Origin of the sequence: Candidatus Tisiphia endosymbiont of Dascillus cervinus, from assembly GCF_964026405.1 — a bacterium.
GTDB lineage: Bacteria > Pseudomonadota > Alphaproteobacteria > Rickettsiales > Rickettsiaceae > Tisiphia.
Genome location: NZ_OZ032146.1, coordinates 293,813 through 308,864 on the forward strand (window position 1 = coordinate 293,813; position 15,052 = coordinate 308,864).

A 15,052-nucleotide genomic window follows, 5' to 3' on the forward strand; every position below is an offset into this window, starting at 1 on the left:
AATAATTAAGTTAGTATTAATACCAATTCCCAAATTAAGTTAGTTACTCGGAAATACGAATGCTCTCTAGGTCCACATAGTCTAACTGAGCTGTCAAAATTTTGTGATGCTAATTTCAATAAATTTCTTGCAGAGTTCACTTATGTGCAAGGATTTAAGGAAGCCACGAAATCTCGACTTGCAGCACACTCAAATTCCGTTACGGATTCGAGCCTAGGCACGATGAATAAATTACCAACAAAAGTAGAATTATGCAAGAAGTCTAATCATTCGAGTAGTAGTCTAACCTTAATCTTTAAGTAACTTGACTTTCGTAGGTTTCGTGATTCTCCCAGTTTTTAAAGCAATAGACCTATTTCAAAACTAGCTATGAAAGGAATTTTTACTAAAAAATTAATCAAAAAATCGTAAGTAGTACTGGTGTACATGAGAATTCCTTCGATTAATTCTAACAACAAAATGACTTAGAAAGAATAAAGTTTCTAGAAAAGTTTGATCTTAACTAATCTAAAAAAAATAGGTATGACCCAAAATACAGTTACTAACAATAAGGAATCACCTGATATTTATTATAATAATACTAAGTATGATAATCCTAATAAAGATGGTATTGTTATCATCAATCTTAAACAATTAAAACGTAAGTCACCTGAAGAATTGCAAATACAAGCAGAAAATCTTAATATTGAAAATTCTAGTGCTTTGCTAAAACAAGAGCTAGTCTTTGCTATACTCAAGAAATCTGTTGAGCAGGGTGATTTGATTTCAGGAGAAGGCGTACTTGAAATTTTACCTGATGGGTTTGGCTTCCTTAGATCTCTAGAAGTAAATTACTTAGCCGGTCCTGATGATATTTATATTTCCCCAAGTCAGATTCGTCGTTTTGGACTACGTACAGGGGACACGGTAGAAGGGCAAATTAGAGCTCCAAAACCAGGAGAACGTTATTTTGCCTTGTTAAAAGTAAACAAAGTTAATTTTGAAGACCCTTCTAAGGCATATCATAGAGTACATTTCGATAATTTAACACCACTTTATCCTGAAGAAAAATTATCCCTAGAGCTAGAAGATAATAGTAAGGATTTTAGTACAAGAATAATTGAATTGGTTGCTCCTATGGGTAAAGGACAACGTGCGTTGATTGTTGCTCCACCAAGAACGGGAAAAACTGTTCTATTGCAAAATATAGCTCATGCTATTACCACCAATAACCCCGAAGTATTTTTAATTGTTTTGTTAATTGATGAACGCCCAGAAGAAGTTACTGATATGCAACGTTCAGTGCGTGGTGAAGTAGTTAGCTCAACTTTTGATGAACCCGCTATTAGACACGTTCAGCTTGCTGAAATGGTTATTGAGAAAGCTAAAAGGTTGGTCGAGCATAAAAGAGATGTAGTAATATTGGTTGACGCAATAACAAGACTTGCAAGAGCTTATAACACTGTTGTACCCTCGTCTGGTAAGGTTCTTACTGGGGGAGTTGATGCAAATGCTCTGCAACGTCCAAAAAGATTCTTTGGAGCGGCAAGAAATATTGAGAGTGGTGGTTCATTGACTATAATAGGAACTGCTTTAATTGAAACCGGTTCTCGTATGGACGAGGTAATCTTTGAAGAATTTAAAGGTACTGGTAATTCTGAAATAGTCCTCGATCGCAAAATAGCTGATAAGCGCGTTTACCCTGCGATTGATATTACTAAATCTGGTACACGTAAAGAGGAGCTATTGGTTGATAAAGCCATTTTAACCAAAATGTGGATTCTTCGTAGAATCATTAACCCAATGGGAACTATCGATGCAGCAGAATTTTTAATTGATAAACTTAAAAACACTAAAACTAATACAGAATTTTTTGATTCAATGAATTCATAAAATGCTTTTCAGGAGGAAGTATGGCTAAAAGAACAAAAATTGCTTTAATTGGTGGGGGAAAGATTGGCGGAACACTTGCACATTTGATCAGTCTTAGAGAACTTGCTGATATAGTTATGTTTGATTTATCTGAAGGTCCTTCGCAGGGTAAGACTTTAGATATATCACAAGCTGGAGCAATTACTGGATCAGATATAATTGCTAAAGGTACTAACAATTATAAAGACATAGAAGGTTCAGATGCTATAATTGTTACAGCTGGAGTACCACGTTCACCTGGAATGAGTCGGGATGATTTAATTAATGTTAATACTACTGTTATAAAAACTGTGGCTAGCAACATTAAGCAATATGCACCGAACGCTTTTGTCATTGTTATAACCAATCCACTTGACGCTATGGTTTACGTAATGTTAAAGGAAAGTGGACTAGCTAGCAATATGGTGGTTGGTATGGCTGGGGTGCTTGACTCATCAAGATTTAACTTTTTCTTAGCCAATGAATTTAATGTTTCTGTAGAAAATGTTAGTAGTTTTGTACTTGGAGGTCATGGTGACTCAATGGTTCCTTTGGTTAGATATTCAACAATTAACGGCATACCAGTTTTAGATTTAGTAGAAATGGGGTGGTCGACGAAAGAACGTATTAATGCGATAATAGATCGCACAAAAAATGGTGGTGGAGAAATTGTTTCACTACTTAAAAATGGTTCTGCCTATTACGCTCCAGCAACTTCTGCTATTGAAATGTTAGAGAGTTATCTAAAAGATAAACGTAAAATATTAAGTTGTGCTGCTTATCTTCAAGGGGAATATGGAGTAAAAGGTATGTATGTCGGAGTGCCAGTTATTATTGGTAAAAATGGTGTAGAAAAAATAGTGGAAATAAAACTAAATGATGAAGAACAAGCTCTATTTAATAAATCAGTAGATGGAGTTAGAAAATTAATTGAATCAGTTAAATTGTAAATTTCTTGTCTAGACTACAGATATGCTAAGTATAATTTCACCAGCTAAGACTCAAGATTTTATCTCGGAAATACCGGATTTACCATGTACGCAGCCGCATTTCCTTACTAAAATGCAGTATCTCTTACAGATATGTAAAAGCCTATCACAAAATCAGATCAAGCAGGTAATGAATATAAGTAGCAAACTGGCTGAGCTTAATTATCATAGATTTCAAGATTTCAATAACCATCCCCAAAAGCAAGCAATATTTGCCTATGATGGGGATGTTTATGATAATATTGATAGACGCAGTTTCTCTAAAGAGCAATGGGATTTCTTGCAAGGACACACGTTAATTATATCAGGTTTATATGGACCACTAAGAGTTTTAGATAAAATAAAACCCTATAGGCTAGAAATGTCAACAAAATTGCCAAATTTAGAAAAATTATCCAGTTTTTGGCAAATTGATATTACCAATTATCTAAATCAAATATTAGCAACTCACCAAAATAAATATCTAATCAACCTAGCCTCTAATGAATATTCCTCCGCCATAAATCAAAATGATCTTAAATATCCAATAATTAATATATATTTTAAAGAAAAAAGAAATAACAAATTACAAATAATAGCTATAAACTCCAAAAAAGCTAGGGGCAGCATGCTTAACTTTATTGCAGAAAATCTTATAGACGTACCTGAAAAATTAAAACAGTTCTCTAAACAAAACTATTATTATAGTGAAACTGAGTCTTCCGATAAAGATTGGGTATTTGTTAAAAATGAATAAGTTGTAATATTACAACTACATTTAAATTTAAAGATAATAACTTGGAATTATATATTAGTTATATTTAAATTCTTTACTATTCTGATTATTATTTATTAGTAGTTTATAAAATAGTAGTATCTATGCAATTTAACCGTAACAGAGCAATTATTGGTTTCCTTAAAGCCAATGAAGGTCGGAAATTTACTTCTAGAGAAATAGCTGCATGGCTAGTAAAAACTTATCCTGAGGAAGTCAAGAGAAAAGCGGAGAACAGTAAATGCAAATCAATACTCAATGTAACTGATCCAGCAAAAATAGCTCAAATTATTATAGTACTCTTTAGTGGAGAAATGACTAAAGAACGTAATGAAGCCATACAAAAACAAGAGCCTGGTATTAAAATAACACAAGAGTGTCCGCGCAAATATTATTTTACTAAAAAAACTGATCAAGCGGAGATAGAAGAAGCTGAAAAATGGTCAAACATAAAAGAAAAAGAGGTGTATCTAAAGCTTTCAGAATTTCTTTGGGATGAGCTTAGTATTTATAACATGACTATTAATGATAAACGTTCTTCAAATCGTAGTGGTACTAATGCTAATAAATGGTTATATCCCGACCTAGTGGGAATGGAGGCTATGACGAAAGGTTGGGCAGAGCCGATCAAAGATTGCGTCAAACAATATGCGAATATAAAAGCTAAACTTTGGTCTTTTGAGGTGAAAGTAACAATTAATCACTCCAATGTACGAGAATCTTTTTTTCAAGCACTATCAAATTCCTCATGGGCTCACTATGGATATTTAGTAGCTTTCTCTCTAGTAGAAAGCAAGGATAGTAACACTTTTCGTGAACTGGAAATTCTTTCTGCTAGGCACGGTATAGGATTTATTTTATTAAACATAAACGAATCAGAAAAAGGTCGAATACTAATTCCTGCTAAAGAAAGATTAGAGATTGATTGGGATATGGCTAATAGGCTCGTTAAAGAAAATCCGGATTTTGAACATTTTATAAAAGAAGTAACTTCTTTTTATAAAACCGGAGAAACTAAACGCTCCGACTGGAAAAATGTGAATTATTAAGGCTCTGGGCTCTGTCCAACTGATTGTGTGTGCGTCAAGATAAGGTGCATTAATCTTACGGGTGAAAGTCCTATTATGGAAGGAGTAGCTAGCTCCACCATATAGCGAGTCTTGTGCAGCTGAAGGTAACGACAGTAGTAAAGCGTAGACAGCCAAACATCCGAGCCGAAACCAAATCTAACAGTTAGCCTTAAGTTTTAATTGCAAGGATTAAAAAGAAATAAGATAATATTAAATTTTATTTTTTAAGATTTGAGGTAAGCAATTGGATAGTTTGGGACTAGGAGAAGGAAGTAATAAGTTATTTTTTGAATCAGAATTTGAAAGTTTAGTTTAAAAGATCAACGTCTTAAATCAAGAGCTTTAAAGATTTTTACAGCCCTAATGGCAAAATTTACAATCTGTATTAAGAATCTTTTTGATAATCCACAAGATCAAAGACAATCTTATGATTTTTTTGTTAATAGCAAAGTTAACAATGATCATTTAATAGAGTCGCATTTTAGGCAAACTACTGATAGAATTAACAACAATAATGATAATTTATTGCTAGTGATACAAGACAGTACTTATCTTAACTTTACTAACCACAAAGCCAAGATTGACATTGGTATAGTCAATTCAGGAGAATTTGGTGACGTCGTCACTCGTCGCTCGCCTATTATCTATAGGCTTCGCTCCTCATCTTCGAGATAAATATGAGCAAAAATTATGCTATAGAAGTGGATTATCATGCGGCGTGTGGGAAAACTAAACCTCATTTCCATCAACTTTTTATCTACTCTTAATCGGAAATTTAGGTTTACAGAAAATATCGTGAGATAATATCATTACTTACATATTCTCCGCTAGAATTATTTTTAATCCACTCTTCATCTAAAAAATTCATAACTACTAAATCATTAGAAAATTTGTACTTTTGATTATATACTAATTCTTTCACTATTAATTTTTGTATTTTAGGATGTAACATATATTGTTGTGGCTTTTGATTAACCTCTTGAACTAAATGAAATAGTGCTTGCACGATTCCACCAAGTAATAATCCTCGAGTAAGTTGTATATCATTGGCTGGCACAGATTCTCCAGAATTATCCAAATTTACAGGGTATCCTCCTCTAAAAATATTGAACGTTGCACTATCTGTAGAATATTCGATATTATCCAATACGTTAGAGGTATTAATAGAAGAATTATCTTGAATAATATGCAGTAATGACTGAAATTCTATATCTTGTGATGAGCAACTAATTAGATTCTTTGTTCCTCGTATTTTATTGATGTCAAGAGATAAAGTAATATCTTCTCCTGTACAACCAAAAATATACTCAGATTTTTGAAATAAAGATAGAATATTATTTGCAGTTTTAATCTTCTTCATAAGATTATACTTACTGTCAGATCTATCATATATTATTACTTTATGATTTAAAGATAATAGTTTCCGGGCGACAGCTCTTCCTATAGCTCCAAAACCTACTACTCCACATACAAGGGTACGAAATTGTAAAGGCAAAATTTTATCAAGTTTTCGTATGACGGTCTGAGCAATCATTGGAGACTCTAATATTTGCTTTGCAGCAGAATAAGCAACGTTAATAAAAGGTAACGTGGTATAATTGTTTTTAATAATATGAACAACCCCTGATGATGTCTGCTCTACAGTAAAGACCTTGTAATTATCACTTAGTAACTTTGGAATAGTTGTTGTACATTTACTACCATCATCTAGTATGATAATAGTGTCAGATTTTACATTTATTATGGTAGTAGCAACATTAGCCCACATATTAGCTATATCTGTATTAAAATAATAGTTAAAATAGCCAAATTGTTGCGGTTGGGAACTAGGATAGTAATTTACTCCCATTTCTATAAGTTGGGCAATTACTATAGGGCAATTTGAGTATATTTTACCCATTATATGAATATTATTCGGCTTAGCACCTAATCTGATAAGAGATTTTATTAAATCTATTGTTGTAAATAACAAATGTTGTACACAAACAAAGGTAACATTTTTTAAATTAAGATACTTACATCCTTTTAATTTATCTATTATACTTTGTAGAGTTTCTAATATGGGTGTATTTAAATTACTCATTATTACAGATAGCAATACAACCATTAAAAAAACTAGATGAGGAGCAAAATACTCTTGCTTCCTTACCATTACTATTATACTCTAAAAACCTAGCATCATCTTCAGATATAATTTTACTAGATAATATCTGACCAAATGGATCGTTTCCAGAATGAAATAACTCAAATTTTATGTTTTTAAGGGAGTTGGCACTATGATTCTCAATTTGGTGAATAGTATTTATTAAAATATCTAATAATCTTTTAATCTCTCTTTGATCTTCAATTATACTCGGAGGATTTCTACAATAAGGAGAGCTATTAAATAGAGTAGGAAAGCTAAGAGAATAATAGACTTTACTATTTTTAGTAAATTTTGCTGGTTGCATAATATTTGGTATATAATCTTTTAGATTATAATCATTTACATATATTTGCTGTATTAAACTCATTGGCAAACCTGTATCATCCGTAGATGGCTTAAATGCTATAGCAGAACCTTTAGAAATCAAAATTAAATGTCTAACAGTGTCTATTAGATATGATCGTGGTTTTAAATTACGTAGATTAATTGCATGAGTAAAAAATGACCATAATAAACTAAAATCTGTAAAATCTTCTAACAATTGAAACTGTTTCCAACATTGAGTAACTAGATAATTATAAAAACCACTATATCCAGGATCATTTGGTTGAAGAAACCAATCATTAGAAAATACTAGAATGCTATTATTCCAATTTGAATTATGAAAATACTTATTAATATCTACAAATGTCCGCCAATGATCTGACAAACCATAGGGAGCATAGATATCAGCCCCTAATTTCTTTTTAATCCTATTATGACCCACTGTATCAGAAATACTTGGAATCATAACAGTAGAGCGAGCTCCAGCTAACACATTCCAAATAGGCATATCTAATGAAGATGTTTGGTTTAACATATGCATTAATTCAAATAGACCAAAAAGTTCACCAGTCAAAAGAACATTAAGGGAAACAATTCTATTTTGTATCTGAACAAATACTTCGCTCAAACTATTAAGAATTAAGGATAAGGGAATATGGCTATATCTCAACTTCTTTTTTAGAAATTCTGGAATTCTTGAGTCATTTATAGAAATTAGTTTGCCGTCTTTAGTTGGTAGATGAAACTCCCCCTATTAACAATATATGCTCCATAAGGATATTTTATTTTGAATAAAGAATATCCTCCACATTGATTAACATTATCACATTTTTCTGTCAATTCAGGATTAACCTTATACACTTCATCCTTAACTTCAGACCATTTGACTTCTTCAATACTAAAATTCAAATCTTCTTCCATACCAAATTCTCGTATAATTAAATAAACTTAAAGTGATTAAAATTGGTGAGTCTATTATATTTATTTCTCTGCCTCTATTAATAAGAGTATATTAGATTCTTTTATAAGGTTAAATTCTTGTTCTGTAAAGCTCTGTAAAGCATTTTCTTTTAAAAACAAGTTATGTTTCCTTACATTCTTGAAGCCCAATTTTTCCATTAATCTCTTTATAGTATCAAAATCCATATGATAGCACGTTACAACACAATCATTTGTAATACTAATTTCTATGGGGCAACCATCCGTGTACTCATCTTTCAAAAACTTCGTGGGAAATTTTAATATATCAAAAACCTCTGGATAAGAATATGCACTTATAATATCTAAAGTACATATTACAACTTTTCCTCCTTGTTTTAAGCATTCATAACAATTTTTGATAAATATTTCTAATTTACTTAAGCATCTATATATACAAAACTTACGCTATGTAAGGTTCTAAATAGCGTAAAGAGGGTGAACGTAACTGCTGTTGCATATAATGATCTAAAAGCCCTAACTTTATTTGATAAACCGTCTTACCTATTTTGTGTGCAGTTCTTTTTAGAAAAGCCCACACTAAAAATGCACAACTAATGTGATTACGCTGGATGCGTTGTTTTCTGCATTGGCATCGTTCTATACCGGTAAGTTGCTTGATTTCTCTATGCATGCTCTCAATTACCCAACGAAAGCCACACTCATCTTGTACGGCTTTAGAAGATTTTTGAGTTTTGTTATTGCAAAACTTACGCTATGAGAAAAAAAATGGTACATTATGTTGAGTATAATTTACAAATGCCAAGAGGATAAAATTGCAAGCAATACCAGTTAATAGGACAGATTACTGTCAATTTCTAATAGTGAGTCAAAAGAATTATAGTTTGACCTACTATGCTGAACATGCCAAAAAATGTAGCCATGATGTTATTAATAGATTTTTAAAAAATGAAAAATATACACCTTCTTTGTTATGGGAACATATTAAGGATGATGTTATTTTATCGCCTAACGGATATACAATATTTGATGATACGGTGTTAAATAAAAGAAATACCAAGAAAATAGAAATTGCTAGATCACAGTACAGTGGGGCTACAGGTGGTATTACTACTGGTATAGGAGTAGTAAGTTTGGTATATTATAATCCGGATATTAATAAGTTTTGGGTAATAGATTACCGAATTTTTTCGCCCGAACATGATGGAGCGACAAAAGTAGAACACCTATTAAATATGTTAAATAATGCTGTGTATAGCAAAAAGATTCCTTTTCAAACTGTGCTTTTTGACACATGGTATGCTACGCATAAAATTATGCAACATGTTGATTCCTTGGGTAAATATTATTATGCTCCTATTAAAGCAAATAGAAACGTTACTAAAACTTCCTCTTCTAAGCCTTATAAAGCTGTTAGCAAGTTAACGTTTTCAGATGAGGAAATTAAGAGCGGAGTGGAGATTCATATAAAGGGCTTTGCAAAAGATAAGCATGTTAATTTGTTTAAACTTACTGTTTCTACCAACAGAGTTGATTATATTGTTACCAATAACAAAACTCAAAAATCTTCTAAAGCCGTACAAGATGAGTGTGGCTTTCGTTGGGTAATTGAGAGCATGCATAGAGAAATCAAGCAACTTACCCGGTATAGAACGATGCCAATGCAGAAAACAACGCATCCAGCGTAATCACATTAGTTGTGCATTTTTAGTGTGGGCTTTTCTAAAAAGAACTGCACACAAAATAGGTAAGACGGTTTATCAAATAAAGTTAGGGCTTTTAGATCATTATATGCAACAGCAGTTACGTTCACCCTCTTTACGCTATTTAGAACCTTACATAGCGTAAGTTTTGTAGACAATATAGCCATTCAAGCTTTTTATATAAGATTTGAGGCAAGCATCTTCAAATAAGACTTCATCAATGATAAGGTTATTGTTACGACTTGCAAGTAGATTGGCAAAATCTGGCATGATACCAAAGAGCTGCTCACCCTTTGGATTAGTTTCAACACGCATGGTTGGTCCACGGTCATTTATCCCCGGAACGAAGGAAAAGTATCTAACATCCGGTTTATCATCAGATGAGCATGGTAATGGTGTCATACTAATAAAAGTATCTATGCCAAAAGTAAGCCAAGAATCCTTACTTAAATACTGTATTGCTCTTGCGATAGATGTTTTACCAGCAGAGCCACATCCATTTAAAAATATAATTTTACTCATATGTACAGCTCCTCCAAGGTGGAACAACCAAAGAAACAGGTAAGTTTTTTACAGTAATAGCTGTATTTTGCGATACATGATAGTCGTCTACTCTAATTAAAGCTATTGCACTATTCTTATAGCTTGAACATACTACTCCAATTTTTGTATTATTTGCCATAATTTCATCATCTTTTGAGATATCTAAACTGTCTGTAGTAGCAGATATACTCTCCTTCTCCTTCGAATTGGAACGTAAAACAAGGGGTGAGTGAGCGGAGCGTACATCTAGTACGTGAGCACGCGAATCCCCCACAGTTTTACGGAGCCAATTCGAAGGGGAAGGAGAGTATAATTTAAATATTTTTTTCCTTACTACTCCTTGGTATTTTGTTCTTGAAATAACTTCCTGTCCAATATAGCAACCCTTAGTGTAACTTACAGCGTTTAATTCCTCACAGCCATATTCGACCGGAATGGATCTGTTGAAAATTAGATCCTCATACCCATCAACTATGGCAAAATTATATTTATCTTGCAGGTATAGTCCTGCTGTTCCTGCAGTTATTGGTACATCTTTACTAACAATGGAACGGAAACCGAGTTGCTCATAACGAGGGTCTTTGTATCCATTAAATTCCAACTGTTGTTTTGAGTAAATAACCTGATAGATGTTAGTTAAGTCGTTCACTTCAATTTTAGCACGTAATTTATACTGCACTAAGTGATTTTTAAATAAATCAGACTGATTAACATTTATATCAATAAAAAGTCTTGTTGCTGATAGTTTTAATACAAAAAAATCAAATAAATACCTTCCTTGATTATTTAGAGCATAACTGTAACAATAATCATTATTTTTTATATCATTAGTTGTCAAATTATGCAAAAAATTCATCGCATCATCACCCACAACTTCAATAATTGCTCTATTTGTTAATATTTCATGCATAATTACCAACTATGATATTTTAATTGACTTTAATAAGTTTTATAATACTATATTATACTGATGCAATAGTTGTTTGCTATAAATTATTTATTATATGAGATGTGCTTCCTACTGTACGACTTCTGAATATAAGATGAATGACTTAGTAATAAATCTCAATAAGATTGGTCTTGAACCTAAACACTTTGATGATGTACTATATATTCAAAAAGAACAAGTAAAAAACTTAAACCCTATAGATGTTTTCTTTTTCCCATTTGGCTGTGTTACTATATGGGGAGCTGAAGAAAGCCAAGAGAAAATGATTCTAGACGATATAGTAGCTCTGCAAGCTAATCAAACTGATGAGATAATGTCTGACTTTATCTATTTTGATTATGATGAAACTACAGGTAAAACCTTTATAGATGAAGAAAAAAACCAAATCATTCTAGCAGATAAATCAACTTTTATAAAATTATCTATATCGCATGCTTTAGCTCAGTCAGTTAAACTTAGTGTACTAGAAAAATCAGTAAGTAATTTAATTGTAAAAACAACACCGATTCAACAAGAGCTAGCCAGCACTGGCAGTGTATCACTTTCAAAAAAGGAAATATCTCAACAAATTGGCATATTATTTAACGAACGATATTCTATTAATTTACACAGCGATATACTAGATACTCCTGAATTTTTTTGGCGTCGTCCTAGTTATGAACCTTTATACTTAATGACTGCAGAGTTTCAAGATATTCAAATTCGTCAGAATATTCTTAACCATCGACTGAACATGATCCATGAACTCTATAACATTTTGTCAAATGACTTAAACTATAAACACTCAACTAGACTTGAATGGATCATTATAATATTAATTACCATAGAAGTAGTACTATCCCTTATTCACGATAAACTCTTTTTCAAAATAATTGGTTACCTTCTGAATGGAAATTAATTAACTCTACTCATATTAGACCTATGACTTTACATATGGATTCTCAGTTTTAGTATAAGTAAATCTTATTGGCACACCGGGTAAATTAAAAGCTTCCCGCAAGTTGTTTACAAGGTATCTAGTATAACTATCCGTGATTTTCTCAGGATTATTAGAGAATAGTTTAAAAGTTGGTGGGCGAGTTTTTGTTTGGGTCATATATTTAATTCTAACACGTCTACCACCTTTTTGTAAGGGCAGCGGATGTTGCTCGAGTGCAAAACCTAACCAATTATTCAGTTTACTAGTAGCAATTTTTTTATTCCATAAAGTATAAACTTTTATAGCCTCATCTAGTACCATATTAATATTCTGCTTTTTTAAGGCTGATATGAATATTATCGATACTCCCTTAACTTGTGGTAGATTGGTTTCCATCTTATAAAGAAATTCTTCCTTAAATTTATCTCTATTTTTCCCTTCAATTAAATCCCACTTATTAACTACTATAAGCAGGCTTCTGCCTTGCTCTATAACATAACTAGCAATATTTAGATCTTGTTGCTCCAAATTCATTTGTGCATCAACCATCAGAATAACAGTATTAGCAAACTTAATACTATTAATAGTATCAGAAGCTGATAATTTTTCTAAGGACTTGTTAATAGCTCCCTTTTTTCTTAGACCAGCCGTATCAATTAATTTAAATTTATTATCATTATATAGCCAATCAATTTCTATAGATTCCCTTGTTATACCGGCTTCAGGTCCTGTTAACAATCTTTCATTATTAATAATACTATTAATAAAAGTAGATTTTCCTGCATTTGGTCTACCACTCACCACTATTTGTATATAGTCAGCCTTTATTGGGTCGATTAATTCTTCCTCTAGTTCCTCATCTCCTAATTTTTCAGTTATTGCATCGTGTAAATCTGCCATACCAACACCATGTTCTGCAGAAATTGGCACTACATTATCAAAACCAAGCTTGTAGTATTCTTTAGCAAAATCAAACCGTCCTTCACATTTATTGACAATCAACACAGATTTTTTATCATATTTTCTGATAAAATTAGCAAAAAACTTATCTTCCGGTAATACACCATTTTTGCCATCCACCATAAGGCATAGTAAATCTGCTTCTAGAATGGCTTCTACAGTCTGCTGCATCATTCTATATTCTAATTTCGCACCTTCCGCTTCTTCTAAACCAGGAGTATCAATTACCGTAAAATCGAATGGTCCAATTTGAGCATCAGCATATTTTCGATCACGTGTTACCCCCGGGAGATCATGTACGATAGCCTTTTTCCTGATAGCCAAACGATTAAAGAGCGTAGACTTCCCTACATTGGGTCTACCAATAATCGCCACAATTTTTTTATGCATCACCTTTATATTATCATAATAATTCATTAGCACTAATACTCAAATACGCAAATTCGGGATAAGAATTGATAAATTCTTATCCCAAATTGGGGTAAATCATTTGAATATTGCAGTATTTGAGTATATTATTAACACTTAATTATATAAAATTAAAGCATAAACAGACTTCTAAAGGACAAATATTATGCATAATGGCAGTTCTAATAATCTTTATTATGCACTAGAAGCCTTTAAAACTATGCTTATTCCAATGCGAGCAAACATAGAAATTTTAGAGCAGTGGTTTAAAAATAGTAATAATCCTGTAAAAGATAGCGGCTATACTCACGTTATGTTAGCATATTTGACACTTGCTGAAAGGATGACTAGAACATACAAGAAGCAAGAATTTAACATTAATGAATGTATTATTGATGGTACGTCTTATGTTGTTAAAGAAAAAACAGTTGCTACTAAAACATTTTGTCAATTAAAGCATTTTAGCAAAATTGGTATTAAGCAAGAAATGCCAAAGTTATTAATAATTGCTCCAATGTCAGGACACCATGCTACTTTACTTAGGGACACTGTAACTGAAATGCTCCCCTATGCAGATGTATATATTACAGATTGGCTTGATGCAAGCACTATACCTAATCAACTTGGTAAATTTAACTTAGATGATTTTATAGACTACTTAATTGAGTTTATAACGTTTCTAGGACCAAATCTGCACACTATGGCAGTATGCCAACCAACAGTCCCCCTTCTAGCTGCCATTAGTATAATGTCTACAAATAATGATATAAATGTGCCGCGGTCAATGATTCTGATAGGTGGACCTATTGATGCAAGGCTTAATCCTACAGATGTTGACTTGTTTGCAATCCATAAAAGCATGCAATGGTTTTGCCAAATGATGATTACATCCGTCCCCTTTAACTATCCTGGTTACGGAAGAAATGTCTATCTAGGGTTTTTACAACTTATGGGTTTTATCAGTTTAAATATTCCTCGGCATATTAATTCGCATTTGGATTTACTACAAAATTTGCTAGATGGCAACCTTGAAAAAGCTAATCATACCATAAAATTTTATGATGAATATTTAGCCACTATGGATATAACATCGGAATTCTATCTCCAAACAATACAAGAAGTATTTAAAGATTTTGCTCTTGCCAAAGATGAATTTGTCTCAAAAAATCGTAAAGTTCATTTAAAAAATATAACAAATTGTGCTTTACTAGGTATCGAAGGCGAGAATGACGATATAGCTGCGGTTGGACAAACTAAAGCTGCATTAGATTTGTGTTCCGGTATTCCTATGACAATGAAAAAATATCATTTACAAAAGGGAGTTGGGCATTACGGCTTATTTAGTGGTAGCAAATTCAAACAGTTTATTGTACCGATAATTAAGGATTTTATATATAGTTGTCAAAATTGAATTAGGTTTTGTTGCCAAAAATGACATGGTAATTTAAAAATCACAGG

General features: G+C 32.3%; 14 protein-coding genes and 2 pseudogenes. 9 read left to right on the plus strand and 7 right to left on the minus strand.

The genetic code is table 11. The annotated features are described in order from the left end of the window. Positions 1-522: 522 nt before the first annotated feature. From rho to AAGD19_RS01365, 5 genes and pseudogenes are all read left to right on the plus strand, one after another. On the plus strand, positions 523-1,872 hold the full coding sequence (rho, locus tag AAGD19_RS01345) for a transcription termination factor Rho (RefSeq protein WP_341748009.1): 1,350 nt from the start codon (positions 523-525) through the stop codon (positions 1,870-1,872). Between the two features lie 20 nt (positions 1,873-1,892). Beyond that, positions 1,893-2,840 (plus strand): malate dehydrogenase, encoded by a 948-nt coding sequence (gene mdh, locus AAGD19_RS01350; RefSeq protein ID WP_341748010.1) that lies wholly within the window; start codon positions 1,893-1,895, stop codon positions 2,838-2,840. A gap of 22 nt (positions 2,841-2,862) precedes the next feature. Further along, positions 2,863-3,615 (plus strand): peroxide stress protein YaaA, encoded by a 753-nt coding sequence (locus AAGD19_RS01355; protein ID WP_341748011.1) that lies wholly within the window; start codon positions 2,863-2,865, stop codon positions 3,613-3,615. A 122-nt stretch (positions 3,616-3,737) separates the two neighbouring features. Further along, entirely contained in the window at positions 3,738-4,682 is a 945-nt protein-coding gene (locus AAGD19_RS01360) for a hypothetical protein (protein WP_341748012.1), read from the plus strand. Between the two features lie 342 nt (positions 4,683-5,024). Continuing rightward, positions 5,025-5,378: pseudogene (locus AAGD19_RS01365) on the plus strand (hypothetical protein); the annotation flags it as partial. Positions 5,379-5,484: 106 nt separating this feature from the next. Here the strand turns inward: AAGD19_RS01365 and AAGD19_RS01370 are convergent. The 4 genes and pseudogenes from AAGD19_RS01370 to AAGD19_RS07450 form a co-directional block, all read right to left on the minus strand. Beyond that, a complete protein-coding gene (locus tag AAGD19_RS01370; RefSeq protein ID WP_341748013.1) occupies positions 5,485-6,786 on the minus strand; it encodes an NAD(P)-dependent oxidoreductase in 1,302 nt (433 codons plus the stop codon). Beyond that, positions 6,779-7,747 (minus strand): hypothetical protein, encoded by a 969-nt coding sequence (locus AAGD19_RS01375; protein WP_341748014.1) that lies wholly within the window; start codon positions 7,745-7,747, stop codon positions 6,779-6,781. The genes AAGD19_RS01370 and AAGD19_RS01375 overlap by 8 nt, the downstream gene beginning before the upstream one ends. Positions 7,748-7,887: 140 nt before the next feature. Further along, complete coding sequence (locus AAGD19_RS01380) at positions 7,888-8,094, minus strand: hypothetical protein (protein WP_341748015.1); 207 nt, start codon at positions 8,092-8,094, stop codon at positions 7,888-7,890. A gap of 606 nt (positions 8,095-8,700) precedes the next feature. Further along, positions 8,701-8,800: pseudogene (locus AAGD19_RS07450) on the minus strand (IS701 family transposase); the annotation flags it as partial. Positions 8,801-8,927: 127 nt separating this feature from the next. Here AAGD19_RS07450 and AAGD19_RS01390 point away from each other — a divergent pair. Both AAGD19_RS01390 and AAGD19_RS01395 read left to right on the plus strand, forming a co-directional pair. Next, the gene (locus tag AAGD19_RS01390; RefSeq protein WP_341748016.1) at positions 8,928-9,800 is read left to right on the plus strand and encodes a transposase; all 873 of its coding nucleotides are present in this window, start codon (positions 8,928-8,930) and stop codon (positions 9,798-9,800) included. Further along, complete coding sequence (locus AAGD19_RS01395; protein WP_341748017.1) at positions 9,721-9,960, plus strand: hypothetical protein; 240 nt, start codon at positions 9,721-9,723, stop codon at positions 9,958-9,960. Before AAGD19_RS01390 ends, AAGD19_RS01395 begins: the two co-directional genes overlap by 80 nt. Here AAGD19_RS01395 and AAGD19_RS01400 read toward each other — a convergent pair. Together AAGD19_RS01400 and AAGD19_RS01405 are read right to left on the minus strand one after the other, a co-directional pair. Then, positions 9,948-10,337 carry a phosphotransferase-like protein gene (locus AAGD19_RS01400; protein WP_341748018.1) on the minus strand — a complete coding sequence of 130 codons (390 nt, stop codon included), beginning with the start codon at positions 10,335-10,337 and terminating at the stop codon, positions 9,948-9,950. The genes AAGD19_RS01395 and AAGD19_RS01400 overlap by 13 nt on opposite strands. Then, positions 10,330-11,268 carry a folate-binding protein gene (locus AAGD19_RS01405; protein ID WP_341748019.1) on the minus strand — a complete coding sequence of 313 codons (939 nt, stop codon included), beginning with the start codon at positions 11,266-11,268 and terminating at the stop codon, positions 10,330-10,332. Before AAGD19_RS01405 ends, AAGD19_RS01400 begins: the two co-directional genes overlap by 8 nt. Positions 11,269-11,401: 133 nt before the next feature. On the opposite strand from AAGD19_RS01405, the gene AAGD19_RS01410 reads away from it, so the two are divergent. Next, complete coding sequence (locus AAGD19_RS01410) at positions 11,402-12,205, plus strand: RMD1 family protein (RefSeq protein ID WP_341748020.1); 804 nt, start codon at positions 11,402-11,404, stop codon at positions 12,203-12,205. Between the two features lie 21 nt (positions 12,206-12,226). On the opposite strand, the gene der is transcribed toward AAGD19_RS01410, so the two are convergent. After that, the gene (gene der / locus AAGD19_RS01415; RefSeq protein WP_341748021.1) at positions 12,227-13,576 is read right to left on the minus strand and encodes a ribosome biogenesis GTPase Der; all 1,350 of its coding nucleotides are present in this window, start codon (positions 13,574-13,576) and stop codon (positions 12,227-12,229) included. A 184-nt stretch (positions 13,577-13,760) separates the two neighbouring features. Between der and phaZ the strand changes: the two genes are divergently transcribed. Continuing rightward, entirely contained in the window at positions 13,761-15,005 is a 1,245-nt protein-coding gene (gene phaZ, locus AAGD19_RS01420; protein ID WP_341748022.1) for a polyhydroxyalkanoate depolymerase, read from the plus strand. Positions 15,006-15,052 lie beyond the last annotated feature (47 nt).

Coding starts and splice junctions, on each gene's coding strand:
- rho (WP_341748009.1), top strand. CDS start 523: ATGACCCAAAATACAGTTACTAACAATAAGGAATCACCTGATATTTAT.
- mdh (WP_341748010.1), top strand. CDS start 1,893: ATGGCTAAAAGAACAAAAATTGCTTTAATTGGTGGGGGAAAGATTGGC.
- AAGD19_RS01355 (WP_341748011.1), top strand. CDS start 2,863: ATGCTAAGTATAATTTCACCAGCTAAGACTCAAGATTTTATCTCGGAA.
- AAGD19_RS01360 (WP_341748012.1), top strand. CDS start 3,738: ATGCAATTTAACCGTAACAGAGCAATTATTGGTTTCCTTAAAGCCAAT.
- AAGD19_RS01370 (WP_341748013.1), bottom strand. CDS start 6,786: ATGAGTAATTTAAATACACCCATATTAGAAACTCTACAAAGTATAATA.
- AAGD19_RS01380 (WP_341748015.1), bottom strand. CDS start 8,094: ATGGAAGAAGATTTGAATTTTAGTATTGAAGAAGTCAAATGGTCTGAA.
- AAGD19_RS01400 (WP_341748018.1), bottom strand. CDS start 10,337: ATGAGTAAAATTATATTTTTAAATGGATGTGGCTCTGCTGGTAAAACA.
- AAGD19_RS01405 (WP_341748019.1), bottom strand. CDS start 11,268: ATGCATGAAATATTAACAAATAGAGCAATTATTGAAGTTGTGGGTGAT.
- AAGD19_RS01410 (WP_341748020.1), top strand. CDS start 11,402: ATGAATGACTTAGTAATAAATCTCAATAAGATTGGTCTTGAACCTAAA.
- der (WP_341748021.1), bottom strand. CDS start 13,576: ATGCATAAAAAAATTGTGGCGATTATTGGTAGACCCAATGTAGGGAAG.
- phaZ (WP_341748022.1), top strand. CDS start 13,761: ATGCATAATGGCAGTTCTAATAATCTTTATTATGCACTAGAAGCCTTT.